This window comes from Achromobacter spanius (genome assembly GCF_003994415.1).
Lineage (GTDB): Bacteria > Pseudomonadota > Gammaproteobacteria > Burkholderiales > Burkholderiaceae_B > Achromobacter > Achromobacter spanius_C.
Genome location: NZ_CP034689.1, coordinates 873,298 through 899,548, shown reverse-complemented (window position 1 = coordinate 899,548; position 26,251 = coordinate 873,298). Strand labels below are relative to the sequence as shown.

31 protein-coding genes and 1 tRNA gene are annotated in these 26,251 nt (G+C 64.2%); 21 read left to right on the top strand and 11 right to left on the bottom strand.

Going from position 1 to position 26,251, the window contains the following annotated elements; genetic code table 11:
* The first annotated feature begins 1 nt into the window (after position 1).
* The 8 genes from tolQ to ELS24_RS03955 all read left to right on the top strand — a co-directional run bounded on the left by tolQ (position 2) and on the right by ELS24_RS03955 (position 6,829).
* Positions 2–682, top strand: a complete 681-nt coding sequence (gene tolQ, locus ELS24_RS03990; protein WP_046807611.1) for a protein TolQ — start codon at positions 2–4, stop codon at positions 680–682.
* Positions 682–1,143 (top strand): ExbD/TolR family protein, encoded by a 462-nt coding sequence (locus ELS24_RS03985; protein ID WP_050449183.1) that lies wholly within the window; start codon positions 682–684, stop codon positions 1,141–1,143. Before tolQ ends, ELS24_RS03985 begins: the two co-directional genes overlap by 1 nt.
* A gap of 39 nt (positions 1,144–1,182) precedes the next feature.
* Positions 1,183–2,352, top strand: coding sequence for a cell envelope integrity protein TolA (gene tolA / locus ELS24_RS03980; protein ID WP_050449182.1), 1,170 nt, complete (start codon positions 1,183–1,185; stop codon positions 2,350–2,352).
* 16 nt (positions 2,353–2,368) lie between these two features.
* Complete coding sequence (gene tolB / locus ELS24_RS03975; protein ID WP_050449207.1) at positions 2,369–3,688, top strand: Tol-Pal system beta propeller repeat protein TolB; 1,320 nt, start codon at positions 2,369–2,371, stop codon at positions 3,686–3,688.
* A 31-nt stretch (positions 3,689–3,719) separates the two neighbouring features.
* Positions 3,720–4,220 (top strand): peptidoglycan-associated lipoprotein Pal, encoded by a 501-nt coding sequence (pal, locus tag ELS24_RS03970; protein ID WP_050449181.1) that lies wholly within the window; start codon positions 3,720–3,722, stop codon positions 4,218–4,220.
* An 85-nt stretch (positions 4,221–4,305) separates the two neighbouring features.
* Entirely contained in the window at positions 4,306–4,992 is a 687-nt protein-coding gene (gene ybgF, locus ELS24_RS03965) for a tol-pal system protein YbgF (protein ID WP_050449180.1), read from the top strand.
* Complete coding sequence (locus ELS24_RS03960; RefSeq protein ID WP_127183451.1) at positions 4,992–6,035, top strand: FecCD family ABC transporter permease; 1,044 nt, start codon at positions 4,992–4,994, stop codon at positions 6,033–6,035. Before ybgF ends, ELS24_RS03960 begins: the two co-directional genes overlap by 1 nt.
* On the top strand, positions 6,032–6,829 hold the full coding sequence (locus tag ELS24_RS03955; protein ID WP_050449178.1) for an ABC transporter ATP-binding protein: 798 nt from the start codon (positions 6,032–6,034) through the stop codon (positions 6,827–6,829). Before ELS24_RS03960 ends, ELS24_RS03955 begins: the two co-directional genes overlap by 4 nt.
* 66 nt (positions 6,830–6,895) lie before the next feature.
* Here the strand turns inward: ELS24_RS03955 and ELS24_RS03950 are convergent, their stop codons facing one another.
* The gene (locus ELS24_RS03950) at positions 6,896–7,393 is read right to left on the bottom strand and encodes a YbaK/EbsC family protein (protein ID WP_050449177.1); all 498 of its coding nucleotides are present in this window, start codon (positions 7,391–7,393) and stop codon (positions 6,896–6,898) included.
* Positions 7,394–7,551: 158 nt separating this feature from the next.
* Here ELS24_RS03950 and ELS24_RS03945 point away from each other — a divergent pair, with 158 nt between their 5' ends.
* A complete protein-coding gene (locus tag ELS24_RS03945) occupies positions 7,552–8,361 on the top strand; it encodes an alpha/beta fold hydrolase (RefSeq protein WP_050449176.1) in 810 nt (269 codons plus the stop codon).
* 27 nt (positions 8,362–8,388) lie between these two features.
* Here the strand turns inward: ELS24_RS03945 and fusA are convergent, their stop codons facing one another.
* From fusA to ELS24_RS03925, 4 genes are all read right to left on the bottom strand, one after another.
* Entirely contained in the window at positions 8,389–10,500 is a 2,112-nt protein-coding gene (gene fusA / locus ELS24_RS03940) for an elongation factor G (protein ID WP_050449175.1), read from the bottom strand.
* Between the two features lie 313 nt (positions 10,501–10,813).
* Positions 10,814–11,278, bottom strand: coding sequence for a universal stress protein (locus ELS24_RS03935; RefSeq protein WP_050449174.1), 465 nt, complete (start codon positions 11,276–11,278; stop codon positions 10,814–10,816).
* Between the two features lie 87 nt (positions 11,279–11,365).
* Positions 11,366–11,710, bottom strand: a complete 345-nt coding sequence (locus tag ELS24_RS03930) for a TIGR01244 family sulfur transferase (RefSeq protein ID WP_050449206.1) — start codon at positions 11,708–11,710, stop codon at positions 11,366–11,368.
* Positions 11,711–11,739: 29 nt separating this feature from the next.
* On the bottom strand, positions 11,740–13,155 hold the full coding sequence (locus ELS24_RS03925; RefSeq protein WP_127186243.1) for a PLP-dependent aminotransferase family protein: 1,416 nt from the start codon (positions 13,153–13,155) through the stop codon (positions 11,740–11,742).
* Between the two features lie 177 nt (positions 13,156–13,332).
* Between ELS24_RS03925 and ELS24_RS03920 the strand changes: the two genes are divergently transcribed.
* The 4 genes from ELS24_RS03920 (at position 13,333) to ELS24_RS03905 (ending at position 16,632) form a co-directional block, all read left to right on the top strand.
* On the top strand, positions 13,333–14,253 hold the full coding sequence (locus ELS24_RS03920; protein WP_127183450.1) for a DMT family transporter: 921 nt from the start codon (positions 13,333–13,335) through the stop codon (positions 14,251–14,253).
* On the top strand, positions 14,250–14,894 hold the full coding sequence (locus ELS24_RS03915; protein WP_127183449.1) for a LysE family translocator: 645 nt from the start codon (positions 14,250–14,252) through the stop codon (positions 14,892–14,894). Before ELS24_RS03920 ends, ELS24_RS03915 begins: the two co-directional genes overlap by 4 nt.
* A 99-nt stretch (positions 14,895–14,993) precedes the next feature.
* Entirely contained in the window at positions 14,994–15,881 is an 888-nt protein-coding gene (locus tag ELS24_RS03910) for an alpha/beta hydrolase (RefSeq protein ID WP_050449170.1), read from the top strand.
* Positions 15,882–15,981: 100 nt separating this feature from the next.
* On the top strand, positions 15,982–16,632 hold the full coding sequence (locus ELS24_RS03905; protein ID WP_050449169.1) for a GntR family transcriptional regulator: 651 nt from the start codon (positions 15,982–15,984) through the stop codon (positions 16,630–16,632).
* On the opposite strand, the gene ELS24_RS03900 is transcribed toward ELS24_RS03905, so the two are convergent.
* Positions 16,622–17,152, bottom strand: a complete 531-nt coding sequence (locus ELS24_RS03900; RefSeq protein ID WP_230694771.1) for a multidrug/biocide efflux PACE transporter — start codon at positions 17,150–17,152, stop codon at positions 16,622–16,624. The genes ELS24_RS03905 and ELS24_RS03900 overlap by 11 nt on opposite strands.
* 98 nt (positions 17,153–17,250) lie before the next feature.
* Between ELS24_RS03900 and ELS24_RS03895 the strand changes: the two genes are divergently transcribed.
* Positions 17,251–18,132: a LysR family transcriptional regulator gene (locus ELS24_RS03895; RefSeq protein WP_127183448.1), complete on the top strand. Its 882-nt coding sequence runs from the start codon at positions 17,251–17,253 to the stop codon at positions 18,130–18,132.
* Positions 18,133–18,150: 18 nt separating this feature from the next.
* On the opposite strand, the gene ELS24_RS03890 is transcribed toward ELS24_RS03895, so the two are convergent.
* Positions 18,151–18,960 carry a ChbG/HpnK family deacetylase gene (locus ELS24_RS03890; protein ID WP_050449167.1) on the bottom strand — a complete coding sequence of 270 codons (810 nt, stop codon included), beginning with the start codon at positions 18,958–18,960 and terminating at the stop codon, positions 18,151–18,153.
* A gap of 37 nt (positions 18,961–18,997) precedes the next feature.
* Here ELS24_RS03890 and ELS24_RS03885 point away from each other — a divergent pair, with 37 nt between their 5' ends.
* Positions 18,998–19,390, top strand: a complete 393-nt coding sequence (locus ELS24_RS03885; RefSeq protein ID WP_050449166.1) for a GtrA family protein — start codon at positions 18,998–19,000, stop codon at positions 19,388–19,390.
* Between the two features lie 33 nt (positions 19,391–19,423).
* Here ELS24_RS03885 and ELS24_RS03880 read toward each other — a convergent pair whose 3' ends face one another.
* Positions 19,424–20,524: a glycosyltransferase family 2 protein gene (locus ELS24_RS03880; protein WP_083447520.1), complete on the bottom strand. Its 1,101-nt coding sequence runs from the start codon at positions 20,522–20,524 to the stop codon at positions 19,424–19,426.
* 235 nt (positions 20,525–20,759) lie between these two features.
* Here ELS24_RS03880 and ELS24_RS03875 point away from each other — a divergent pair, with 235 nt between their 5' ends.
* The 5 genes from ELS24_RS03875 to ELS24_RS03855 all read left to right on the top strand — a co-directional run bounded on the left by ELS24_RS03875 (position 20,760) and on the right by ELS24_RS03855 (position 24,904).
* On the top strand, positions 20,760–21,266 hold the full coding sequence (locus ELS24_RS03875; protein WP_127183447.1) for a GNAT family N-acetyltransferase: 507 nt from the start codon (positions 20,760–20,762) through the stop codon (positions 21,264–21,266).
* 162 nt (positions 21,267–21,428) lie between these two features.
* Entirely contained in the window at positions 21,429–22,637 is a 1,209-nt protein-coding gene (gltS, locus tag ELS24_RS03870; protein WP_050449162.1) for a sodium/glutamate symporter, read from the top strand.
* On the top strand, positions 22,634–24,136 hold the full coding sequence (locus ELS24_RS03865; protein WP_050449161.1) for a TAXI family TRAP transporter solute-binding subunit: 1,503 nt from the start codon (positions 22,634–22,636) through the stop codon (positions 24,134–24,136). The genes gltS and ELS24_RS03865 overlap by 4 nt, the downstream gene beginning before the upstream one ends.
* A gap of 42 nt (positions 24,137–24,178) precedes the next feature.
* Positions 24,179–24,445 carry a hypothetical protein gene (locus ELS24_RS03860; RefSeq protein ID WP_006217385.1) on the top strand — a complete coding sequence of 89 codons (267 nt, stop codon included), beginning with the start codon at positions 24,179–24,181 and terminating at the stop codon, positions 24,443–24,445.
* Positions 24,446–24,451: 6 nt separating this feature from the next.
* Positions 24,452–24,904, top strand: a complete 453-nt coding sequence (locus tag ELS24_RS03855; protein ID WP_050449160.1) for a YaiI/YqxD family protein — start codon at positions 24,452–24,454, stop codon at positions 24,902–24,904.
* On the opposite strand, the gene ELS24_RS30780 is transcribed toward ELS24_RS03855, so the two are convergent.
* Positions 24,891–25,058 carry a tellurite resistance TerB family protein gene (locus ELS24_RS30780; RefSeq protein ID WP_164741208.1) on the bottom strand — a complete coding sequence of 56 codons (168 nt, stop codon included), beginning with the start codon at positions 25,056–25,058 and terminating at the stop codon, positions 24,891–24,893. The genes ELS24_RS03855 and ELS24_RS30780 overlap by 14 nt on opposite strands.
* Before the next feature lie 61 nt (positions 25,059–25,119).
* On the opposite strand from ELS24_RS30780, the gene ELS24_RS03850 reads away from it, so the two are divergent.
* On the top strand, positions 25,120–25,365 hold the full coding sequence (locus ELS24_RS03850; RefSeq protein WP_127183445.1) for a hypothetical protein: 246 nt from the start codon (positions 25,120–25,122) through the stop codon (positions 25,363–25,365).
* Positions 25,366–25,391: 26 nt separating this feature from the next.
* Here ELS24_RS03850 and ELS24_RS03845 read toward each other — a convergent pair.
* Both ELS24_RS03845 and dnaQ read right to left on the bottom strand, forming a co-directional pair.
* Positions 25,392–25,466: transfer RNA gene (locus tag ELS24_RS03845), tRNA-Val, on the bottom strand.
* A 61-nt stretch (positions 25,467–25,527) separates the two neighbouring features.
* Positions 25,528–26,250, bottom strand: a complete 723-nt coding sequence (dnaQ, locus tag ELS24_RS03840; protein ID WP_127183444.1) for a DNA polymerase III subunit epsilon — start codon at positions 26,248–26,250, stop codon at positions 25,528–25,530.
* Between the last annotated feature and the right edge of the window lies 1 nt (position 26,251).

The window sequence follows — 26,251 nt, the reverse complement described above, 5'->3', positions numbered from 1 at the left end:
CATGCAAGTCACCAACGACATGTCGTTGCTTTCGCTGATTTCGCACGCCAGCGTGCCGGTCCAGCTGATCATGCTGATGCTGTTGGGCATCTCGATCATGTCCTGGACCTACATCTTCGCCAAGCGCTTGGCCATCAAGCGCGCGCACACCCAAACCCGCCGTTTTGAAGACGACTTCTGGTCCGGCGGCGACCTGTCCATGCTGCAGCAAGCCGTTGCATCGCGCCGCGACGAACAAGGCGCCCTGGCCCGCATCTTCGATGCCGGCATGACCGAATTCCTGAAGGCGCGCCGCGGCAATTCCGCCGGTGACGCCACCGCCCTGCTGGACGGCCCGCGCCGCGCCATGCGCGCCGCCTACCAGCGCGAAATGGACGCACTGGAATCGCACCTGAACTTCCTGGCATCCGCCGGTTCCGTGTCGCCGTACATCGGCCTGTTGGGTACGGTCTGGGGGATCATGCACGCCTTCATCGGCCTGTCGAACATGCAGCAAGCCACGCTGGCTTCGGTGGCGCCGGGCATTGCGGAAGCGCTGATCGCCACCGCCATCGGCCTGTTCGCGGCTATTCCCGCCGTGGTCGCCTACAACCGTTTCACGAACGACATCGACCGCATCTCGATCCGTTTCGACAGCTTCGTCGATGAATTCCTGAACATTCTGCAACGGCAGGTGCGCTAATGCCCTCGGTAAGCTCACGCGGCAGGTCCGGCCGCCGCATGAAGGCCGACATCAACGTGGTGCCGTATATCGACGTGATGCTGGTGCTGCTGGTCATCTTCATGGTGACGGCTCCCCTTATCACGCCCGGCCTGATCCAACTGCCCTCGGTCGGGGCAGCTTCGGACGTGCCCGTGAAACCGTTGGAAGTCCAGATTTCGGAAGACGGCAAGATCGCCCTGCGCATGCGCGAGCCCGGCGCCACGATGCAGGACATCGCGCGCCCGGAGCTCGTGGCGCAGGTGCGTTCGCGTATTACCGCTGAAACGCCGGTGGTCATTGCCGCGGACGGCAAAGTGCCTTACGAGACGGTCGTGAAGGTGATGGACGAATTGCGCACCAACGGCATCACCCGCCTAGGCTTGCTGGTGGACCAATCCGCCGCCGGCACTTCCCAGCCCGCATCCGCGACTAAACGCTAACGCGCCGCCTTCCGCCGGCTTGGCCGGCATGCAACGCCCATGACGCCACCCATTATTCGACACCGCAGCGGCCCACCGGCCACCCCGCCTAACAACGACAACCGGAATGCGCTCATTCTGGCCGTGGCGGTGCATTTGCTGCTGCTGGTCGCCTTGATCTTCGGCGTGAACTGGCGCACTGAGGCCCCCGGCCCCGTCCAAGTCCAGCTCTGGGCCGAAGGCGATTCGCCGGACGCTCCGCCGCCCACGCCGCAACCCGAGGCCAAGCCGCAGCCGAAACCCGAGCCCAAGCCGGAACCCGAGCCCGAAAAGGCGCCCGAACCGCCGCCGCCTCCGCCGCCCCCTCCTCCGCCTCCCCCCGAACCCGAGGTTCAGGCGAAGACCGAGGAAGTCGACCCCGAAATCGCCATCCAGGAAGCGAAGAAGAAACGCGAGCAGGAAGAAAAGGCGCGTGAAGCCGCCGAGGCCAAGGAAAAGGCGCGTCTGGAAGAAGAGCGCAAGCAAGCCGAACTAGAAGAGAAGAAGCGCCTGGAACGGGAACGCCAGGCTGCCGAGAAGGCCGCGGCTGCCAAAGCGGCTGCGGAAAAAGCGGCCGCTGACAAGGCTGCTGCTGAAAAGGCTGCCGCAGAGAAAGCGGCAGCGGACAAGGCAGCCGCCGAAAAGAAGGCTCGCGAAGACGCCGCCAAGAAGGCTGCCGCCGACAAGGCCGCGGCTGAAAAGGCGGCGGCAGAGAAAGCCGCGGCCGACAAGGCAGCGGCAGCCAAAGCCGCCGCTGAAAAAGCAGCAGCCGAAAAGGCGGCCGCCGAGAAGGCTGCCGCCGCCAAGAAGGCCGCCGCGGACAAGGCGCTGAAGGAAGCATTCCGCAACGACGCCCTGGGCGCCGCCGGCATGCCGGGTGGCACAGCAGACCGCAATCAAGCGGGCGGTGGACGCGACAACGGCTATGCCGCGAAGGTCCGTGCTTGCATCCTCCCCGGCGTGGCTTACCAGCCTCCGCCCCGCAACGGGTCCGCGAATCCCACCGCACAATACCGGGTACAGTTAGGGACTGACGGGAAAGTGAACGGCGTGAACTTGACCCAATCTTCGGGGAATCCGGCCTTCGACCGCGCAGTCGAAACGGGTATCCGCCGTTGCAACCCCTTCCCGAAGCCCTCGACGGGCGGCTACGACAAGTTCATTGACGTAGTGCACAAAATGTATGATTGACAGGAGATTGATGAATATGACTCCCGCTTATAGCCGACGAGGCTCCCTCCTCGCTCTCTGGCGATCGTATGGGCTAGGTTTGCTGATGCTCGCGTTATGCCTGATGGTTGCCAAGCCCGCCCACGCGCAATTGCGCGTTGATATTTCCGGCACGGGCGCCACGCAGTACCCAGTCGCAATTGCCGACTTTGCCGTCGACGACACCCATGGCCGAGCCCTGGCAGAAGTGATCCGCGCCGACCTGACCCGTACGGGCCAGTTCCGCCTGATCAACGCCGCCGGTTCCGGTCTGAATGTCGACTCCCCCGTCGCCCACGACGATTGGCGCGGCAAAGGCGCCGACTTCCTGGCATATGGCAGCATCACGCGTGGCGCCGATGGCCGTTACGACGTGCGCTACCGCCTGGCCGACACGGTCAAGAAGGGGCAGTTGGATGGCGTGGCGTTCTCGGGCACCGAGCAAGAGCTGCGCCGCGTGGCCCACCAGATCGCCGACCGCATCTACGAGAAGATCACCGGCGTTCGGGGCGTGTTCTCGACACGTATTGCGTATGTGCTGAAGAAGGGCGCCACCTACGAACTGCAAGTGGCCGACGCTGACGGGCAGAATCCGCAGGTTGCCCTGCGTTCGCGCGAACCCATTATTTCGCCGTCCTGGTCGCCCGATGGTTCCAAACTGGCCTATGTAAGTTTTGAGTCCGGCAAGCCTGTTGTGTATGTGCATACGCTTGCCACCAGTGCGCGCGTGCCGGTTGCCAACTTCAAGGGTAACAACAGCGCACCCGGCTGGTCGCCCGACGGTTCCAAGCTGGCCGTGGCATTGACCCGAGACGGGCTGTCGCAAATTTACGTCGTTGGCGCGACGGATGGGTCCAATCCCACGCGAATTACGCGTTCTCCCGGGATCGACACCGAACCGACCTTTACGCCGGACGGGGCTTCCATTATCTTTACCAGTGACCGCAGCGGCGGGCCGCAGATCTACCAGACCGGCTCGACAGGTGGCGACGCACGCCGCCTCACGTTTAATGGTGGTTACAACATCTCACCCCGAATTTCCCCCGATGGATCGACGCTGCTGTACGTTGCAAGACGCGACGGCGCGTTTCGAATCGCGTCGTTGAACCTGTCCACAGGCTCCGAAACCTTGATCACTGATGGTCGTGACGATCAGTCGCCAAGTTTCGCGCCGAATGGCATGCAAGTCCTATACGCCGCCATTCAAAATGGTCGTAGCGTACTTGCGGGTGTTTCGAGCGATGGCCGCGTACGACAGACGCTTTCGGTACTGAACGGGGAAATACGTGAACCGACTTGGGGCCCATTTACCCGATAACACGTGTGACTCTCTTTGCAAAGGAACTATCATGAAGTCGCGCATTGCCAAAAGCCTGACCATTGCCGCTCTGGCCGCCACCCTGGCGGCTTGCAGCTCCGTCCCTCTCGACGATAAAGCGGGTCAGGGCGGAGGCGCTGGCCAAGGATCTTCGGCCTCTGGCCAAATCCTTGATCCCTTTAACCCCCAAAGCATCCTGGCGCAACAGCGCTCGGTGTACTTTGATTTCGACAGCTACACCGTGTCGGACCAGTACCGCGGCTTGGTCGAAACCCACGCCCGCTACCTGGCTTCGCACCAGCAGCAGAAGGTCAAGATCGAAGGCAACACCGACGAACGCGGCGGTGCTGAGTACAACCTGGCCCTGGGCCAGCGTCGTGCAGACGCCGTGCGTCGCATGATGACCCTGCTGGGCGTCAGCGACAACCAGATCGAAACCATCAGCTTCGGTAAAGAAAAGCCGAAGTCGACGGGTACGTCGGAAGCCGACTTTGCTGAAAACCGCCGCGCCGATATCGAATATCTGCGTTAAGCTTTTCGCTTAGTCCAAGAGCCCTACCACGCGTCGGGACGGTCAGCCGGCCGTCCCGACGTTTGTTTTTATACCGGGAATATTTATGCGCGATAACGTTCTGTCCCTGCGTCCTCTGATTGTGGCCACCGGCCTGGTGCTTGCGGCTCTGGCAGCGCCTGCTCACGCTTTTTCCGACGATGAGGCCCGCAAGGCCATCCTGGATTTGCGCCAGCAGGTTCAGCAGCAGAACGAGCAAAGCCAACGCGCCAAGTTGCAATTGGCCGACCAGATCCAAGCCCTGCAGCAGGAAATTGCCCAACTGCGCGACCAGTTGGAACTGGTGTCCCGCCAGCAGCCCAGCGCCCGGCCGGGAGCGCCTAGCAACACCAACCCGCCAGGCGCCTCCGCGGGCGATCCGCAAGAGCAGGCAGCCTATGATGGCGCGATGGACCTGTTCCGCAAGGGCCAATACAAAGACGCCGCCGAGTCGTTGGCCGCCTTCACCGCGCTCTACCCCAACAGCCAGCTTGCCCCCAGCGCCCAGTTCTATCTGGGCAGCAGCCGCTACGGCATGAAAGACTTCAAGGGCGCCATCGAGCAGTTGACGGCCATGGTCCAGAAGTCTCCCGACAACGCGCGCGCGCCGGACGCCCTGCTGATCATTGCGGGTGGCCAGATCGAATTGAACAACCGCGCCGGCGCCAAGGCCACCTTGCAACGCATCGTGCGCGACTACCCGAACGCCCAGGCCGCCAGCACGGCCAAGAGCCGCCTGCAACTGCTGCAGTAATGGCGAGCGCCGCAAGCGCGGTCAGCGCCTACCGGCACATCGTGCGCCGCCGCGCAGGGCTTATCGCCCTGCTGCTGGCGGCGATTTTCATGGCGCTGCTGATCGACTTCACCATCGGGCCTTCCGGCCTGCCCTGGCGGGATCTTTGGCGCACCTTGACCACGCCCGCTTCCGCCGACGCGACGTACCGTGTGATTGTCTGGGACATCCGGTTGCCCTCCGCATTGATGGCGGCGCTGGTTGGCATGGCCCTGGGACTGGCCGGCGCCGAGATGCAGACCATCTTGAACAACCCCCTGGCCAGCCCCTTTACGCTGGGCGTGTCATCGGCCGCCGCGTTCGGCGCGTCGCTGGCGATTGTTCTGCAATTGGGCGTACCGGGCATTCCCGACGCCTGGCTGATCGCGGGCAACGCTTTCCTGTTTGCGATGCTGGCGGCGCTGTTGCTGGACGTGGTCGCACGATGGCGCGGCATGAACACCTCAGGCGTCGTGTTGTTCGGCATCGCGATGGTGTTCTCGTTCAACTCCCTGGTGTCGCTGGTGCAGTTTCTGGCCAGCGCCGAAGCACTGCAAAGCCTGGCCTTCTGGACCATGGGGAGCCTGTCCCGCTCGAATTGGACAAGCGCGGGGGTCGTGGCCCTGTCCGTCACCATTGTCCTGCCCCTGGCGATGCGCCAGTCATGGAAGCTGACCGCGCTGCGGCTGGGCGAAGACCGCGCCGCCAGTTTCGGCGTTGACGTACGCCGAGTGCGGGTGGCGGCTCTGGCGCGCGTAAGCCTTTTGTCGGCCTTAGCCGTAGCGTTTGTCGGCACTATCGGCTTCATCGGCCTGGTGGCGCCGCACATCGCCCGACGGCTATTCGGCGAAGATCATCGCTTTTATCTACCCGGTAGTGCATTGGTGGGCGGCTTGATCTTGTCGCTGGCGTCGGTCGTGTCCAAAAACCTGGTGCCCGGCGTGGTCGTGCCCGTGGGCATTGTCACGGCGCTGGTCGGCATTCCATTCTTTCTCGCGGTGATCTTGCGCCGCCAACTGCCATGACACGCGGTGCGGCCTTGAACGTGCATCAACTGAGTGCGGGCTATGCCCGCGACGATGTGCTGCATGCGCTGTCGATTCCGTCGCTGGCCGCGGGCGAAGTCACCGCCCTGCTCGGGCCGAACGGCAGCGGTAAATCGACCTTGCTGAAAGCCTTGGCGGGGCTGGTGCGCACCCGCGGCGGCAGTGTCTTGCTGGACGGGCAGGACCTAAGCCGACTGGGGGTGGGAGAGCGCGCCCGGCATCTGGTCTACCTGCCGCAGAGCCTGCCCGCCGCCGTGCACTTGAGGGTGTTTGAGTCCGTGCTGGTCGCTGCGAACGCCAGCCGGCACGCGTCGACGCCTGCATTGGCTTTGACGGACATCGACCATCTGCTGGAGCGACTGGGCATTGCGCATCTTGCGCTGCACTACCTGGACGCGCTTTCCGGTGGACAGAAGCAGTTGGTGGGGCTGGCGCAGGCACTGATCCGGCAACCCCGCGTGCTGCTGCTGGACGAACCCTTGTCCGCGCTGGACTTGAACTACCAGTTTCACGTGATGCGCCTGCTGAAACAGGAAACGCAGGAACATGGGCTGATCAGCGTCATCGTTCTGCATGACCTGAACGTGGCGCTGCAGCACGCCGATCGGGCGGTAATGATTCAACACGGTCGCCTGCACGCAGAAGGCACGCCGGCCGAGGTGATCACACCGGACTCCCTGGCCGCGGTGTATGGCGTGCAGGGCCGCGTGGAAGCGTGTTCGCGCGGACTGCGGCAGGTGCTGATCGACGGGCTGGACGAGCACCCGCGCTGACATCGACGCTTGGCCGATGTGCTTGGCCGATGTGCTTGGCCAATCACTTGGCCCACATAGGCGTGGTCAACCGCGCTGGGCCACATCCACCACCGGTGCGCCCGTCATGTCGGCAAGTTGCCGCGGCGTCAGGTTGAACACGGCATGCGGATGGCCCGCGGCGGCCCACAGGCTGTCGTAATTGAAGAGATCCGCGTCCAGCAGCATGACAGGTTTGACGGCGTGGCCGATGGGGCACACGCCGCCGATGGCGTAGCCCGTCATGTCGCGCACAAATTTGGCGTCGGCCTTGGCAAGCGCCCCCACCTGCTCCGCCACCTTGGCCTCGTCCACGCGATTCGCGCCGCTGGCAATGACCAACACTGGAGCATCATCGGACGCACGCCGAAAAATGATCGACTTGGCAATCTGCGCCACCTCGCAGCCCAGGCCCGCCGCCGCTTCCGCCGAGGTTTTGCCAGTTTGCGGCAGGATCACAACCGGCTTGTCATGCCCGATTTCCAGCAACAGGCGGGCGACGCGTTGGGCGGATTCGGGCAACAGGGCAAGGGACTCAGGGGACATCGTGACAGACTCCATGGATACAAGACGGCAGCGATGCAGACGCTGCGTTCGGAAAGCCGACGCTGAGTTTATCAGCGCCGCCCCGGGGCGCTTGGGCAGATGGGACGCCGCCAGTGCCGGGCTAGAATGCGGACCTGGCCTTTCCGCTTTCTTTGCCCATGCGTTCCGAACCTGTCCTGCCCCTGCAAACCGCCCTGATAGGCGGCTACGCCATGTCCTACACCGAATACGGCAGCGGCGTGCCGCTGGTGCTGGTGCACGGGTCACTGTCCGACTGCCGCTACTGGAAGTCGCAGATGGCGCCGCTGGGCAAATCGTTCCGGGTGCTGGCCGTGTGCCTGCGCCGGTATTGGCCCGAGACCTGGGACGGCGAAGGCGAGGGGTTTTCCATTGAGCAGCACGCCGCCGACGTGTTGGAATTCATCGATACCGTGGCGGGCGGCCCTGCCCATCTGGTGGGCCATTCCCGCGGCGGCCGGGTGGTGCTGGAAGCGGCGCTGAGCCAGCCCGATGCCGTACGCAGCCTGACTTTGGCTGACCCGGGCCTGCCGCTGCCTGGCGGCGGCGACGCGCGCGGAGGCTTCCGCCAACGCGCCTTGGCGCTGATCCGCCAGGGCGAGGTCGAGCAAGGCCTGGCGCTGTTCGTCGACACCGTGACCGGGCCTGACACCTGGCAGCGCATGGTGCCCTGGTTCAAGGAAATGGTGCGCGACAACGTGGGCACGCTCTTCGGCCAGGCCGACGAACACCCCGAAGCGCTGACCCCGCAACAGATCCGTACCCTGAAGCTGCCCACGCTGTTGATCGGCGGGGCACTGAGCCCCGCCCCCTACCCCGCCGTGCTGGATGCCTTGTCGGAATGGCTGCCACAGGCACAGCGCGTGACTGTGGTGGGCTCTTCCCATGGCATGAACCTGGGCAACCCGCGCGCCTTCAATGGCGCCATCCAGGAATTCATCGGCGGCTAAGGCTCAAGCGCTACGCTGCGTAGGCGCTCAGCGCCCCGAGCCTTGCGCCGCGATGATTTCCTGCGCCACCTGGCGCGGCGCTTCGGCGTAGTGCTTGAACTCCATCGTGTACGTGGCGCGGCCCTGCGTCAGCGAGCGCAACGACGTCGAATAGCCAAACATCTCGGCCAGCGGCACTTCGGCACGCACGACCTTGCCACCGCCACCCGCAATGTCTTCCATGCCCTGCACCATGCCGCGCCGCGAAGACAGGTCACCCATGACGTTGCCCGTGAAGTCTTCGGGCGTTTCCACCTCGACCTGCATCATCGGCTCAAGCAAGACCGGGTCGGCACGGCGCATGCCTTCCTTGAAGGCCATTGACCCCGCCATCTTGAAGGCGTTTTCGTTGGAATCCACGTCGTGGTACGAGCCGAAGAACAGCGTGGCCTTCACATCGACCACCGGGTAGCCCGCCAGCACACCCGCGTTAAGCGATTCGCGGATGCCCTTGTCGACTGCCGGAATGAACTCGCGCGGCACCACGCCGCCCTTGATGGCGTCGACAAACTCATAGCCCTTGCCGGGTTCTTGCGGCTCCAGCTTCAACACCACATGGCCGTATTGGCCGCGTCCGCCTGACTGCTTGACGAACTTGCCTTCGACCTCGTTGCAGACCTTGCGGATGGTTTCGCGGTAGGCCACCTGGGGCTTGCCGACGGTAGCCTCGACGTTGAACTCGCGCTTCATGCGGTCGACCAGGATTTCCAGGTGCAGCTCACCCATGCCCGAAATAATGGTCTGGCCGGATTCCTCGTCAGTGCGCACGCGGAATGACGGATCTTCCTGCGCCAGCCGGTTCAACGCGATGCCCATCTTTTCCTGGTCGGCCTTGGTCTTCGGCTCCACTGCCTGCGAAATGACGGGTTCAGGGAAGACCATGCGTTCCAGGATGATGATGTGGGCGGGGTCTGAAAGGGTGTCACCGGTGGTGACGTCCTTGATGCCCACAGCCGCTGCGATATCGCCCGCGTACACCTCGGTGATTTCGCGCCGCTCGTTGGCGTGCATCTGCAGGATGCGGCCCAGCCGTTCCTTCTTGCCCTTGATGGGGTTGTAGACAGAGTCGCCAGATTTCACCACGCCTGAATACACGCGGAAGAACACCAACTGGCCGACGAAAGGGTCCGTCATGATCTTGAACGCCAGGGCCGAAAACGGTTCGTTGTCGGCGGAATGGCGTTCAATCTCGCCATCGCGCTCGTCGTGGCCCTTGATGGCGGGCACGTCCAACGGCGACGGCATGTAGTCGATAACGGCGTCCAGCATGGCTTGCACACCCTTGTTCTTGAAGGCGCTGCCACACAACATGGGCACGATCTCGTTGGCGATCGTGCGCGCGCGCAGGCCCTGCTTGATCTCGTCTTCCGTCAGGGTTTCGCCCGACAGGTACTTTTCAAGCAGGGTTTCGTTGGCCTCGGCGGCTTTCTCGACCATCTTGTCGTGCCACGTCCGCGCCTCGTCCTGCATGGCGGCGGGAATGTCAACGTACTGGAACTTCACGCCCTGGCTGGCGTCGTCCCAGATGATGGCCTTCATCTTGACCAGGTCGATCACGCCTTCGAAGTGGTCTTCGGCGCCCACGGGCAGTTGGATCGGCACGGCGTCGCCTTTCAGGCGCTCGGCGATCTGGCGCTGCACGCGCAGGAAATCGGCGCCCACGCGATCCATCTTGTTCACAAATGCCAGGCGCGGCACCTTGTATTTGTTGGCCTGGCGCCAGACGGTTTCGGACTGCGGCTGCACGCCGCCCACGGCGTCATAGACCATGACAGCGCCGTCCAGCACGCGCATGGACCGTTCAACTTCAATGGTGAAGTCGACGTGGCCCGGCGTGTCGATGATGTTGATGCGGTGTTCGGGGTAGTTGCCCGCCATGCCTTTCCAGAAGGCGGTGGTGGCGGCCGACGTGATGGTGATGCCGCGTTCCTGCTCTTGTTCCATCCAGTCCATCACGGCGGCGCCGTCGTGGACTTCGCCGATTTTGTGGGTAATGCCGGTGTAGAAGAGGATGCGCTCGGTGGTCGTCGTTTTGCCCGCGTCGATATGGGCGCTGATGCCGATATTGCGGTAAAGCTCGATGCGCGTCTTGCGAGTCATGGCCTCTTCCTTGCAGTAACCACTAGGCAGTACGGCAAGCCCGACCGGGCGCTGCCGCGGCGGGCGCCATGCCGCGTTTCGTAGGGGGTAATGCGTAACCGCGCCCGCGCTGATGCGTGAATATTACGCGCCGCGCGCCAAGTTTCAAGCATTGCCACTACGGCCGACCCGGAATCCCGGCGTCATGGCTCAGCGGCGCCCCCTGCGCGGCAATGACACGGGCGGCGCCCACAAAAAAGCCCCTCTTGCGAAGAGGGGCTGCGCGCGGCGCGCAGGGCGCGGCGGCGATCGGGTCAGGCGCGAACGCCCTGCCTTACTTCTTGTCTTCCTTGACGCGATACACCAGCACGGCGGTGGTGGCCAGCGACAGCACCTTGGCGGTGACGCTGCCCAGCAGCAGGCGCGACAGACCGCTGCGGCCGTGGCTGCCGATGAAGATCAGGTCGCAGCCGACGTCAGAGGCGGCTTGCACAATGCCGTCAGCCACGTTGAAGTTGGACACGGCGCGCGATTCGGACTTGACCCCGGCGGTATCGGCGCGGTCGGTGATCTGCTTCAGATACTTGTCGGCTTGCTCGGCCGATGCCTTCTCGTAGTCTTCGTCGGTAATGGCGTAGGCGGCGGCCATGCCGTCAAAACCAATGGTGGCCGCGAAGGGCTGTGTCACATACAGCGCGACGACTTCCGCCCCGACCGAACGTGCGAAGGAAATGCCCGCGTTGGCGGCTTGGGCCGACAGCGGCGAACCGTCGGTGGGAATCAGGATCTTCTTGAACATCTTGCCTGCTCCTGTTTGAGAGGAATATTTATGCTACCGGAAAGCCACGCGGCTCACATCAATGGAATCCCGCGGGCTTGACGCGCGTCAACCTAATTGCTGGGCGGCGGCGAACAAGTTGGTGCAGCGCGTGCCGGTGCGGCAGTATGCCAGCACGGGGCCCGGCAGGGTGTTGAGCAATTCGGCAAAGCGCACCACGTCCGAAACCGTCATGGCGCTGCCCACCACGGGTTGGTATTCGATCTTCAGGCCAACGGCTTCAGCGGCTTTGGACACATCCGCGGCAGTGGGCTGGTCTGGACCGCCTTCGAAGTCGGGGCGGTTGATGATGACGCTTTTGTAGCCTGCGGCGGCAACGTCGGCCATGTCGTCGGGGCCGAGTTGCGGCGCGACGGCGAAGTTTTCAGTCAGGGGCTTGATCGGTGCGGACATGGCGGTTCCTTCAAATAGATAGCTGCACATTATTGATTGTAGGAGCCGTTTTGCGCGAAGAGTTTTTCCAATTGGGTCCAGATCCCGCGGTCATCGGCAATCGAGACGGAAAAACGCAGCATGGTCGACGGCGCCTGCGACGGTGAAAACAGCGTGCCCGGCGCCAGCAGCATCCCTTGGTCGGCAGCCTCTCGCGCCAGCACCTCGCTATCGCGTCCACAGTCGGCCCAGACGAACATGCCCGCGTTGGGCTCGTGCGGCACCGTCAAACCCAGCTTCAGCAGGCCTTTCAGGCACCGTTGGCGCGCCTCGTCCACGCGGGCGCGGACGCGCTCGATGTGGCGGCGATATTGCCCTTCCATGAGAATGCGATGGATCACGCGCTCGCCGAGTTCGGGCGAGGTCAGGCCGGCAAGCATTTTAAGGTCGGCCAGTTTCTGCAGGATGTCGGGGTTGGCCGCGACAAAGCCCACGCGCAGGCTGGCGGCCAGCATCTTGGAATAGCCGCTGACCAGGATGACGCGGTTCAATCGGTCAAGCACAGCCAGTTTCATGGCGCCGCCGGGATGCAATTCACCGTAGGTGTCGTCTTCGACGACCATGAAGTCGTGGCGTTCGGCGATGCGCAGGATGTCGTACGCCACGCCCGCCGACAGTGTGTGGCCGGTGGGGTTGTGCACGGCACTGTTGATGATGAACAGCTTGGGCTTGTGCTCGGCGGCCAGTTGCTCCAAGCGGCTGATGTCCGGGCCGTCCGGCCCACGCGGCACGCCGATCAAGCGCGCGCCGAACGCGGCCAGTCGGCCAAAGATGACGAACCAGGCGGGGTCTTCGACCAGCACGGTGTCGCCCGGTTTGACCAGGTGCCGCGCAATCAGGTCCAGGCCATGCGTGACCCCGTTGGTGGTCAGCAGATTCAGCTCGGGGTGGGCGGGCACGCCGTCGTTCTGCAGCGACGCCGCAATCTGCTGGCGCAACGGCGCAAAGCCCTGCGGGTGCCCGTAACTGACCAGATGCGCGCGCACTGACCGGCCCACCGCGCGCACCGCGCCAGCCACCATTTCCGGATCCAGCCAGTCGGCCGGCAACAAGCCCGCACCGCCCGGCATGCCCTGCGCGGCGGTTTCGCGAAACATGCTGCGCAACAGCCAGGCAATATCGATGCGTGCAGGCGGCGCGAGCGACGTGGCCGGCGCGGCGGCCACCGCCGCCAGGGGGCCGCTGCGCGCGCGGACGAAAAAGCCGGCCCCCCGGCGCGACTGCACCAGGCCTCGGGCCACCAGGCGGTCATACGCCTCGACCACGGTGAACCGGCTGACGCCCGACTGCTCGGCCATTTTGCGGATGGAAGGCAACCGCGTCCCCGGACGCAGGCCTTGCTCGTCGATGCGGCGCGCCAGGCCGTCGGCCAACTGCGTCACCAGCGAGGCATCGGCCTGCCGCACGGGCAGCCAGGGAAGAGAGGAAGCGGGGGGAGGTGCAACTGTCATGGGAATTTGACCAGGCCAGTGATTAAAGTGATATGCAAAGGTGTACCGGTACTGTACCGATAACTATGCGTAGAGTGACAGCAATACGGCGCGCCCGCAACGGGTGTGCGCCCTTTGTCTCCCGGTAATCACATGCCCCGTTCCGCTCTCTACCCGCCAGCCCAGGCTGAGTCCGCCGCGCCGCCCTCTGTATGGGAAGGCTATGGTTACGGCTTCCTGGGCGTCCTGGTGTTCTCCCTGACGCTGCCCATGACCCGTCTGGCCGTGGCCGAACTGGCCCCGCTGCTGGTCGGGTTGGGCCGGGCGCTGGTGGCGGCCGTACCGGCCATCGCCCTGCTTTGGGTGACGCGCAGCCGGCGTCCGAACCGGCAGGAATGGCCCGGCGTCATTCTGGCGGCCTTGGGTATTGTGGTGGGTTGGCCGCTGGCGTCGTCGCTGGCAATGCAGACGGTGCCGGCCGCCCACGGGGCAGTGTTCAACGGGCTGCTGCCGCTGTCGACGGCCGCCTTTGCCGCGCTGCGCAGCGGCGAACGGCCCTCTGCCGCCTTTTGGAGCTGGGCGATCGCGGGCGCGGCGTTGGTCACGGTTTATGCGCTGCGCCAGGGTGACGGCACCTTGACCACGGGCTACCTGTGGTTGCTGGTGGCCGTTGTGCTGGGCGGCATGGGGTATGCGGAAGGGGGACGCGCGGCGCGCACGCTGGGCGGTTCGCGCACCATTTGCTGGGCGCTGGCGATCAGCGCGCCCGTCGTCGCCGCGCCTGTCGGCTGGATGGCGGCGCAAGCCGTCTGGCCCAGCGCGGCCGTGGTGTCAGCTTGCGCGTATCTTGCGATCGGATCCATGTTTCTTGGATTCTTCGCCTGGTATCGCGGCCTGGCCGTGGGCGGCATTGCCCGGGTCGGACAAGTGCAGTTGCTGCAACCCTTTCTGACCGTCGTGGCGGCCGCATTGTTGTTTGGCGAATCCGTGGAGGCATCGACGTTCGTCTTCGCCGCTGCCGTGATCGCCGTTATTGCCGGCGGACGCCGCGCCATCGTAAGGACCCAAAAATGAATCTGCTCCCCACCAACTGGGGCGACGTGCCCCTGGCCTCCATGTCGCTGTTGGGGCCGCTGGCCCTGTTTGCGCTGGTCAGCTCGATTACGCCGGGGCCCAATAACGTCATGCTGGCGTCGTCTGGCCTGAACTTTGGCTTTCGCCGCAGCATGCCCCACCTGCTGGGCGTGAATCTGGGGTTCACCTTGATGATTTTCCTGGTGGGCATCGGGCTGGGCTCGGCATTCCAACGGGTACCCGAGCTCTACACCGTGCTGAAGTATGCGGGCGCCGTCTACCTGCTTTATCTGGCCTGGAAGATCGCCAACGCCGGCGACATGGAAGATGGCGAAGCTCGCGGCAAGCCGTTCACGTTTCTGCAAGCCGCGGCGTTCCAGTGGGTCAACCCGAAGGCCTGGGTGATGGCGGTGGGCGTGGTGGCCACCTATACGCCGCAAAACGGCTTCTTCGCCAATCTGGTCATTGCCACCGTGGTGTGCGGCGTGGTCAACCTGCCCAGCATCGGCGTATGGGTCACCTTCGGCACCGCGCTGCGCCGCGTGCTGCACAGGCCCTGGGCGATCCGCGCATTCAATGTAGGCATGGCGCTGCTGCTGGTCGCCTCGCTGTATCCCGTGGCGCTGGACCTGCTGCGCTGAAGCCCAGGCCGCTGGCGCGCGCGGGGTGTTGACGGCCCCGGCGCATCCGGGAGTATGCTGACGGCGGAACCCAGCCGGCCCGACAGGGTCATATTTTCCATGCCCGCCCTGCCCCGCTTTTCGCCCCGCCGACTATTCATCGCCGCCCTGCTTGCCGCCGCCAGCGTGGTCGGCTGCTCGCAATTGGACTCCTGGCAACGCCAGACGATCTTTTCACCCCAGTCCGAACCACAAACGTGGTGGCGCGAACCTGCCGCCGGCACCGAGGTCTATGACCTGAAGCTGGCCAACGGTGACAAGATTCGCGCGTGGTACCGGCAAAGCTCCCGGGCAAACGCGCCCACCGTGCTTTACCTGCATGGCGCGCGCTGGAACCTGAACGGCAGCGCATTTCGCATCGACGGATGGGCGCGCATGGGCTATTCGGTGCTGGCCATCGACTACCGGGGCTTTGGGGCCTCGACGCCGCGCCTGCCCTCGGAAGAAAGCGCGCAGGAAGACGCCATGGCGGGACTGAAGGAATTGGCCCGGCTGCAGCCAGACCCAGCGCGCCGCTTCGTCTATGGCCATAGCCTGGGCGGCGCCATCGCCATCGACCTGGCGGCCCGCCCCGAACAACCCGAATTTGCCGGCCTGATCGTGGAATCCAGCTTCACCAGCATCGGCGCCATGCTGGGCACTTTGCGCTGGGGAAAAGTGCCCGGCGCCGGGCTGTTGGTCACCCAGCCCTTTGATTCGGTGGACAAACTGGCGCGCATGCAAACGCCCATGTTGTTCATGCACGGCACGGCCGACCGCGTCGTGCCGCACACGATGAGCGACGAACTGTTCGCCGCCGCCCGCAACGTGGCGCCGGAGCTCAAGCGCTTGGTAAAAATCGAAGGCGCGTCGCACTCGGGCGCCTTCCGTAGCGGCCCTCAATACGATGCCGCCGTCAGAACCTTCATGCAGGACGCCTCGCGCGCCTATGCCAACAAGGAAGGCTAGGCTCCGCCTTCACGTGCGCCATTTCGCTAGGTTACGATACTGATCGGCGCAAGCTACTGGCCGATAGGCAATGGCGCAAGCCGAAGGAAAGCAACCATTCATGGCAGGAGCAGAGCCCAAGCGGCGCGCCGCGGACGTCGCCTACGACCAGATCGAAAGCATGATCGCCACGCTGCAATTGGAGCCGGGCAGCGCGGTCGTGGAAGCGGATCTGGTTGAGAAAACCGGCCTGGGGCGTACGCCGCTGCGGGAAGCGCTGCTGCGCATGGTGGCGGCCGGCCTGATCCGCCAGGAACCTCGGCGCGGCCTGCGCGTGTCGATGATCCAACTGGCGGACCACATGGACCTGATTCAGACCCGCCGCGCGCTGGAGCATCTGATTGCCGCCAACGCCGCGCGCCGGGCCACACCCGCGCAGCGCAGCCAGATCGTGGAATGCGCGACGCAAATGATCCGCGCCTCGGAAGGCGGCAACCTGGACGACTACATGCACGCCGACCAGTTGCTGGACCACGTCTGCCACACGGCCTGTCGCAACGAGTCGGCGGTGAACGCCGTTGAACCGTTGATCATTCAATGTCGGCGCTTTTGGTACGCCTATCAGCACGAAGGCGATATCGCCGAAGGGGCACGCCGCCACATGGCGATGGCTGAGGGCATCGCCACCGGCAATGAATCCGCCGCCATCAAGGGCGCGGATTCATTGATGGATTACTTGGAGATGTTCACGCGCAAGGTGATCAGCGCGTGATGCTGGCGGCCGCCGAAGGCACGGCGTCTGCGTGCTTGCCCCGGTTCAGCCACTGCATGACGCGAGGACGCGAGCGGTCGTAAGCCAGGTTGTAAAGGAAGGCATAGGGCAGGTAGAACAGCACCAGCGCGATGTCCAGCACGAAAGCTTCCCACAGGCTGATATTGAGCCACCAGGCCGCCAGGGGAATCACGATCAGGATCAGGCCCAATTCGAAGCCGAAGGCGTGAACGACGCGTACGCGCATGTTGCGGGTGATGCCCAGACGGTTTTCCACGCGGTCGAAGCCGGCGTTGTAGATCATGTTCCACACCAGGGCGATCCAGGCGATCACCGCGGTCAACACGCCCATTTCGAACAAGGACTTGCCCATGGCCCAGGCTGCGGCGGGCGCGCACAGGCCGATGGCCAGGATTTCGAACAGAAAAGCGTGAAAGAAACGTTCTTTCAGGGTTTTGCTGCCGGGGTTTTTGCTGCTAGGAGTTTTACTGCTTTGGGCTGGGGTTTTGGGGGTTTGCATCTTGACCCACCTACGGTCGGATTCACGGAACGGTGGCGATTTTCGAGGATTTTTCCGGTACGATAAAGATACTATCCATCGGAAAAACCGATATCACTATGCGCCACTCGCTTGAATCCCTGGCGGCCTTCGCCCAAGTCGCCTCCGAAGGTTCCTTCTCAGCGGCCGCGCGCAAACTGGGCAAAAGCCAGTCCACCATCAGCGAGACCATCGCCAACCTGGAGGTGGACCTGAATGTCACCCTCTTCAACCGCAGCCAGCGGCAGCCCGTTTTGACGGAAGCCGGCCAGGTGCTGCTGGGCCAGGCGTTGCAGGTGCTGGCCGCCAACGACCGCTTCAACCGCAGCGCCAATCAGCTGGCCGAGGGTCTGGAGCCCAGGCTGACCGTGGTGCTGTCGGACACGTTTCAATCAAAGACATTCGAGAACATGCTCAGCCAGATCGACCAGCGCTATCCGGCGCTGCGCTTCGAATGCCTGATTGCCGAATACGAAGACGTGGTGGCGCAGGTGCAGCAAGGCCGCGCACACCTGGGCTTGATGGCTGCACAGGACGACTATCCGCCCGACGTGGCCCACGCGACGCTATCCGAGCTTTCCGAGATCGTGCTGTGCGTGGGCCGCAACCATCCGCTGGCCAGCCAACCCAACGTCGGCACCGATGCGCTTGGTACGGAACGCGAACTGCGCCTGAGCACCTTCGAACTGGACGATAAAGACGCGGCGCCGCCCAACGCAACGTGGTCGGCGCCGGGTTACCTGATGCTGCTGGAAATGGCGAGCCTGGGCTTTGGCTGGGCTGAACTGCCCCGCTGGATGATTCAACGCTTTGGCCGCGAGCAGCTAGTGGAACTGACGGTGCCGGGTTGGCCCCGCCACATCCGCGTTGACGCCGTGTGGTCCACTCGCCGCGCCTTGGGGCCGGCTGGGGCCTGGCTGCTGGATAGCCTGACCCGCGACGCATCCCGGCAGGGTGCTTGACCCCCGCCCCGCCACCATTCAATGCGCGGGCAGTCGAGAGATCCGCACGCCATTGGCGTTCATCCAATCACCGAGCTTCGGGCTGACCAGTACGTCGAACTCGGCGCGGCGCTGGCTTGACATCGGGTTGCCGTCCTGGCTGCGCATGGCGGGATGGCACATCAGCAAGTCGCCGTCGCGCGCGTTGAACAGCCAGTGCTGCAACAGGTCCGCATAACGCCGCTTGCCGCCTTCGAATCCATACACGCCCAGCAGCCGGCGGTTGGTGCGCAACCCATCCCGACTGGCCTGGCGTGCCAACGCGCCCGCGCCCAGCGCCCCGATGAGGCGCGCCTTGATCGATTCCTTGAGTGGAATGCCGCAAAGCATGCCGGGGGCCGTCTGGCGCAACCAGGGTCGATGCGCGCCCTGGCGGCGCTTTAACTGCGACAGCACCTGATCGCGTATGCCCGGCAACTGATGCACGTGCTGATGGCCGTCGACATAATCCGGCACGCGGCCGAACGCGGCTTCAAACGCATCGAACTGCCGATTCAGTTGCGCCTGGACCCAACCCGCATCCAGCCGGCCCGCGTAGGCCTTGAATATCAACGTACCCAAGGAAGGCATGGGCTCGGCTCCGCCATCCAACGATTCGGACAGGTTCACATGCAGCCCGATATCGACGTTGCCATCGCGCAGGCGATGCGCGTTGGCGGCAAACGTGGGCCCCAGCGCCAGGCAACTTACCGCGCTGATCCGGCGCATGTCGGCCAGTGCAATCATGGCTTCATCGATGTCGGCATTCATGCCAAAATCGTCGCCGCAGACAATCACTCGCTTGCTCATTGCATTACCTCAAGTTTCCTGTTCACGCCGGCCATCAATGCGCCCCTTGCTTCACCAAATCAGCCTCTTTGTCGCCGTCGGATGTGCCGCGGCTGCAACCCATTGGGCGGTTGCCGTGGGCTGCGTCGAGGCCGTCGCCATGCCGCCCTTGGGCGCCAATCTGATCGGATGGCTGATCGCCTTCGCGGTGTCGTTCGCGGGACACTATCGGCTGACGTTCCAACACGCCCAGATTCCCTGGACCATAGCAATCCGTCGTTTCTTCTTGATTTCAGCCGTGGGCTTCGTCATCAATGAATCGGCGTATGCGTTGCTGCTGCACACCACCAACATCCGCTATGACGTTTTGCTGGCATTGATCCTGATCGGCCTGGCAGTCGCCACATTCGTGGCGAGCCGGCTGTGGGCCTTTCGCAGACCCGTCACCTGAGCGATGCGCGCCGGGATCAGAAGTGCGCCAAGGTCAGCCGCCGGGCTTGCCGGCGTCCGTGCTGGCGTCCATGGCCCGCCCACGACGTTGCCGCACCACATACAGCGGCCTCCCCTTGACCTCGTCAAAGATGCGCGCGACGTATTCGCCCACGACACCCAGCGAAATCAGGTTCACGCCGGCAAAGAAAAGGACAGCGGTAACGATGGTCGTCCACCCCGAAACGGGGTTGCCTGAATGCAGGTAATCACCCACCAGATAGGCCGCGTAAGACATCGCCGCCAACGCGAAGACCACGCCGGCCAGGCTCACCATCCGCAGCGGCCAGGTGGTAAAGGCCGTCAAGCCGTCCAATGCCAGGCGAAACAGGCGCAGCCCGCCAAAGCGGCTGTCGCCATGCATGCGCTCGTCAGGGATGTAGGGCAACGCTTCGCCTTTGAAGCCGACCCAGGCGTACAGGCCCTTCATGAAGCGGGTACGTTCAGGCAAGGCGTTCAGCGCGTCCACGACGCCCCTATCCATCAAACGGAAATCGCCCGCGTGCGCCGGCACATCGATACCACGCGCACTGCTCAACAGCTTGTAGAACCAGCGTGCGCCGGATCGCTTGAGCCAAGACTCGTCCTGACGGGTCGCGCGCACGGCATAGACCATTTCCGCACCCGCCGCCCAACGGGCCAGCATCTGTTCGATCAAGGCGGGCGGGTGCTGCAGGTCGGCATCCAGGCTGATCACGGCGTCGCCGATGGCGGCTTGCAGCCCGGCGCTCAACGCGGCTTCCTTGCCGAAGTTGCGCGATAACTGCACATAGCGAAAGCCCGCGTGCTGCGTCCATTCGGCCATCAGCGATTCCGTGGCATCCGTGCTGCCATCGTCCGCCACGATGATTTCCCAGCGTGAGCACAGCGCAGACAGCCGGCCACGCAAGAGCGGCAACAAAACGCGCAGATTCTCTGCTTCGTTCAGGCAGGGAATCACGCAAGAGACACTACTGTCATATGGCACCACGACGGGCGCCACGTCTGGTGCGTTGGCGGACACGACTGCCCCGCCCGCGGACCAAGGTGTTTGCAGCGGGTACGGCTTGGTCAGCGGGCGCTGAGGAATCGGATCAGACCGGAAATGAAGATGCATAAGACGGTGGTCTAGAAATGCAGGGAATGCAATGACGCGAAGTATGGGCGGCGCTGCGTCGAATTTTCATGAAATGCCCCCGCGCGCGCCTGCCCACCGGCTGAAGGCAGCCCCGCAACCGCGTCTATGCGTCCCCGATTCACCACGCCGCGCGACGCGGTGTCCCGCTCCACATCGTTAAAATGCGCGCCAGTTTTCGTCTTTACAGGTTGTTATGCCATACCGAGTCCGACCTATGCTGGCCAGCGACGTGGACGGCATCTTGGATACCCAGGCCCTTGCCTATCCCGACTTTCTGCTGGAAAGCGCTGCGTTCTTTTTGAATCGCTTGCTGCTCGCGCCCGATCACTGCTGGGTGGCTTGCGCGTCAGATGACGACGCCCTGCTGGGCTATCTGATCTCGTATCCCTGGGACGCGGGGTTACCACCCGCGCTGGGCGTGGCGTTGACGGCGCTGCCCGCGCAAGCCGACCACTGGTTCCTGCACGACTGCGCCGTCGCGCCAGCCGCGCAGGGGCTGGGGGTGGGCCGTGCGCTATTGCACACGGCGGCCACGCGCGCCGTGGAATGCGGACTACAACGCGCAAGCCTGGTGTCGCTGGCGTCGGCGGCAAGCTACTGGCACCGCCACGGCTACCGCCCCCTGCCCGCCGCGCCCGATCAAAACGACTTGGCCTTGGCCGACAAATTGGCGGGCTATGGCCCTCAAGCCCGCTACCTGGCGCGCGGCCTCCCGCTGTAGCCGCCCTTTCCCGGACCTTGCAGCGCAAGGCCCGGCGCGTTGCCGCTTCTCATCTATACATCGCGACATCCGCGGTCGTAATATAGGGTCGCAATCCAGTGATGTGGCGGCAACGGTTCCGATAGTCTGACTTGCTGCGCCCCCGCGGGCGCGAAGGTTTATATGATCTCGCTTTCGCCCGTCCAATCTTTGCTAGCGTGCTGCCTGGTGCTTGTCATCGGCCGCGTGCTGACCACCCACATCGGCATCCTGCGCCGCTACAGCATTCCCGACCCCATCGTCGGCGGCCTGCTGTTCGCCATCCTGGCCTACGCCCTGGCTAACTGGGGCGGCGTTTCCGTCTCGATGGAAACCAGCATCCGGCCCACCTTGCTGCTGCTGTTCTTCGGCTGCATCGGCCTGACCGCAAACCTGAAACTGCTGGCCAAGGGCGGCCCCCGCCTGATCGCCTTTCTACTGGCGCTGATCCCTTTCCTGATCCTGCAAAATGCCGTGGGCCTCGGCATGGCCTGGCTGCTGGACATGCATCCGCTAATGGGTCTCTTGGGCGGCACCATCACCCTGGTCGGCGGGCATGGCACCGGCGCCGCTTACGCCACCCGCTTTGCCGACTTCAACAACATCCAGGACGTCATGGCGCTGGCCATGACATCCGCCACCTTGGGTCTGGTGCTGGGCGGCGTGGTGGGGGGTCCGGTGGCGGAATGGCTGATGCGCCGGCACAAGCTGGCCGGCAGCCTGGACCCGCAGGCAGATACCGGCAACAAGGTGCCAGACCTGGCCGAGCCCACGGAACCCGCCACCGCCGGGTCGTTCATCGTGTCGATGACGGCGGCGTTTGTCTGCCTTGTGGTGGGCGGCTATCTGGCGATGCTGGTCGAAGGCGCACCGGTCAGCCTGCCCAACTTCCTGTGGTGCCTGGCCACCGGCGTGCTCATCCGCAACGGCGGTGCGCGCCTGGGCCTGAAGCTGGACGACCGCGCCACCGAAATCATCGGCACCATCGCGCTGTCGCTCTTCCTGGGCATGACCATGATGACGCTGGACCTGTCCAGCGTGGCGCGGCTGGCCGGCCCGCTGGCCCTGATGCTGCTGGTGCAAACGCTGTTCTGCGCGCTCTATGCCGCCTGGGTGGTGTTCCGGCTGCTCAAGCGCGACTACGAAGCCGCCATCATGTCGGCAGCTTTCTGCGGCTTCGGCCTGGGCGCCACCGCCACCGCCATCGCCAACATGCAGGCTTTGACGCGCCGGCACGGCCCCGCGCCGGAGGCGTTCATCGTGGTGCCGGTCACGGGCGCATTCCTGGTCGACATCTTGAACGTCATCGTGCTGACGTCCTTGATCTCCTTGCCGTTCGTGGGAGGGATGTGACCATGTTCAAACGCCTTGTCCTGATAGCGCTCTGCTTGATGCTGGCCGCTTGCGGCCGCGCACCCGACGCCGATGCGCTACGTACCGACGTCAACACCGCCCTGGCAACCACCTATGGCGAGGGACTGTTCCGCATCACGGACCTGAAACGCCGTGGCTCCGCCGCCGACAGCAATGCGCCCCCGGGCGAAAGCCGCCGTGTGGTGTATTACGACGTCGAACTGACCCTGGGGCGCGACATCGCGTTGGGCGCCTGGGACCAACCCGGCGCCGCGTCGCTGGTGACCTTGCTGGGCGCGGGGCCACGCAGCATCATCGGCGTGAAATCTGGCGGCAACCAGGCCGGCGACCGTTTGGTGGCCCACGCCAGCGCCATCTATCGCCAAGAGGGCGACACCTGGAAACGCATTACGCCAGCGGGCTTCAAGGCAGCCGAAGCGCCGTCGCTGGACACCGGCGCCCCGCCGCCCGTCACCCGGCGATTGCTGGACGCCCTGGACCAGATCACCCATTCCGTCGCCTACAACGCGTCAAGCACGGCACAGAATGTGGTGCAGCAGGAACTGGAACGCTCGGTCGCGCGCATCAACGGCCGGTTGGCGCGCCTGCAACAAGGCTACCCGCTGGCGGGCGGCCCCGACGGTGGCGAATACGTGGCATTCGCGCGCGCCCTCAGCGCCGTGGCGCGCGCCCGCCAGATCCGCGTAACGCCGCTTATTACTGGCGGCGGCGCCGAGAACATCGCGCTGCTGCGCAGCGGCGACGCGGTGGTGGGGCTGGCGCAAGCCGACACCGCGCGCCTGGCCTATGAAGGCCGTGGCCCGTTCGCCGCGCAGGGGCCATTCGGCAGCTTGCGCGCGCTGGGCAGCCTGTATCCGGAACTGGTTCATATTGTGGTGCGCGATGACCCCGCATTGCAGGGCGTGCGCGACCTGAAGGGCAAGACCATTGCGCTGGGGCCGGAAGGTTCCGCCGTGCGCGCCACGCTGGAGGCCGTGCTGGCCGCCCACGGGCTGCAACCCGGGCGCGACTACACGGTGGCCGACACGCCTTTCGCCACGTCCCTGCCCGCGCTGAATGCCGGCACGGTGGACGCGGCGGCTCAGGTCATCGGCGTGCCCGCCACGCCGTTGCGCGATGCGCTGACCCAGGCGCAGTTGAAGCTGCTGCCCCTGGACCCTGCCGCGATCAAATCGTTGACGGCAAGCAACAGCGACCTGATGCCCTTGGAAATCGCGGCGGGCACGTATCCCAACCAGTCCGCGCCCGTCACCACCGTCGGCACGGCGGCGCTGTTGCTCACTACGGCAAACCTCACCCGCGACGAAGCGCTGGTGGTGGTGCGCGCCGTCTACCAGACCGGGCAGGACCTGCTCGCTGCCGGCTCGACCCAGGGCGCGCAGGTGTCGGTTGCCAATGCGCGACGCGGCCTCAGCGTGCCGCTGCACGACGGCGCCGAGGAAGGTTTGGCGGGGTTGGAGCACGCCAAGCCGCACTGATCGCGGATGCGCTTATGATTGCGCTCCTAATCAGGAATTCCCATGAATAAATTCGACCTCCAAAAAAACCAGGCCTTGAAATTGGCCGGCCAGCTCAAGCAGTCCGCCACCCCCGACCGCTTCGGCGTGGCGTCACAGGCGCCCGACCGCCGTGAACAGCGCAAGCTGGATCAGGCGGCCGGCCTGGTGCCGTTTCCGCTGAAGCTGTCGCAGGCGCACGCCGACAAGCTGCGTGCCCTGGCGGCCGAGCGCGGTGTGTCCACGAATGACATCGTGGCTGAAGTCCTGCAGAAAGCCTTGGGCGAATAAACCTGTATGCACATCTGGGTCGATGCGGATGCCTGCCCCGTAGTCATCAAAGACATTTTGTTCCGCGCGGCGCAGCGCTGGCAGGTGCCGTTGACCTTGGTGGCCAACCAGGCGCTATTCACGCCCCCTTCGCCGCTGATCCGCGCGGTGCAGGTGCCGCGCGGCTTTGACGTGGCCGACGCGCACATCGTCGAACGCGCGGAACCCGGCGACCTTGTGATTACCGCCGACATTCCGCTGGCCGCCGAAGTGCTGGCCAAAGGCGCGATGGCGCTCAACCCGCGGGGCGAGCGCTATTCACCTGAAACCATCCGCGAAAGGCTGGCGGTGCGCGACATGATGGAAGAACTGCGGGCCGCCGGCATCGATACGGGCGGCCCGTCCTCGTTCAGCCAGGCCGACCGCAAAGCGTTCGCCAATCAGTTGGATACCCTGCTGGCGCGCCTTAATAAAAAGTGATGTAGGCCTTGTACAAGATGGTGCCGATGGCCGTGATCAGGCCAACGCCCATCAGGCCCATTCCGATATTGCGGTCGCGAAAGCCGAAACCGACCAACATCATCGCCACACCCGTGACGACAATGATCAATATGGTGTTGTTGTGGGTATACATGGACGTCTCCCAGGCGCCGACAAGCGCCGCTTCCCTATGCACGGACAAGCGCCGTTGAAGGATGCTCTTCCGCGAGTTGCCGCAAAACAATCATAGGGATCTGGGGACACGATGGCGCACAACGGCAAGCGCCATGCTTGCGCCAAGTCAAGAAAACAAAAAAGCCAACCGGTTAGGGTTGGCTTGCTTTGCTTTTTTTTCCTTTCTTTTTTTCTTTCTTCGCTCTCCAGTTTTTCAACTGGTTTGCTGGTTCCAAATGACATTTGGCTTGGGCGGCAACAGCAATGAATTCATGGCAATGAATTGATTCCCGCGCAGCCTTCCAAGGGTCTTTGGTGGGTGGTACAAGTTTCGAACTTGTGACCCCTGCCGTGTGAAGGCAGTGCTCTACCACTGAGCTAACCACCCTGAAAGAGGCGAAATAATAGCATAGATTTAAAAACGTGCGCAAGCGGACTGCGGCGATTATTTACGCCGCCGCCACCGGCGCATCCAGCTTGCGCCACACGCACTCGCCACCCACCGACTTGTCCAGCGCGGCCAGATAGGCGTCATGCTCGGCCAGCTCTTCATCGCTGGCCTTCAACACGATCAGCCCCGACGCGTCAAACTTCGCCAGCACGATGCCGTCGCTGCCCGCGCCATCGTTGTCGTCGACATCGATCAGCAATGCGTCCTGCCCGCGCGTCATGGCCAGCCACACTTCCGCCAGCAATTGCGAGTCAAGCAATGCGCCGTGCAGCGTGCGGTGCGCGTTCGAAATGCCGAAGCGGTCGCACAGGGCGTCCAGCGAATTGCGCTTGCCCGGGAATAGCGACCGCGCGTGCAGCAGCGAATCGGTAATCGTCTCGCAGAATTCCGAGATCGGGCCGCGGCCCGTCTTGGCCAGTTCGGCGTTGAAGAACTTCACATCGAACGCGGCGTTGTGCGCGATCAGTTCCGCGCCCTGGATGAACTCGACGAACTTGTCCGCCACCTCGGCAAAGCGCGGCTTGTCGGACAGGAACTCCGTCGTCAGCCCGTGCACGGCCAAGGCCTCGGGGTCGCTATCGCGGTCCGGGTTCAGGTAGATATGGAGGTTATTGCCCGTGGGCATCCGGTTGACCAGTTCCACACAGCCGATCTCAACGATGCGGTGACCCTGTGCGGGGTCCAGTCCGGTGGTTTCCGTGTCAAAGATGATCTGGCGCATT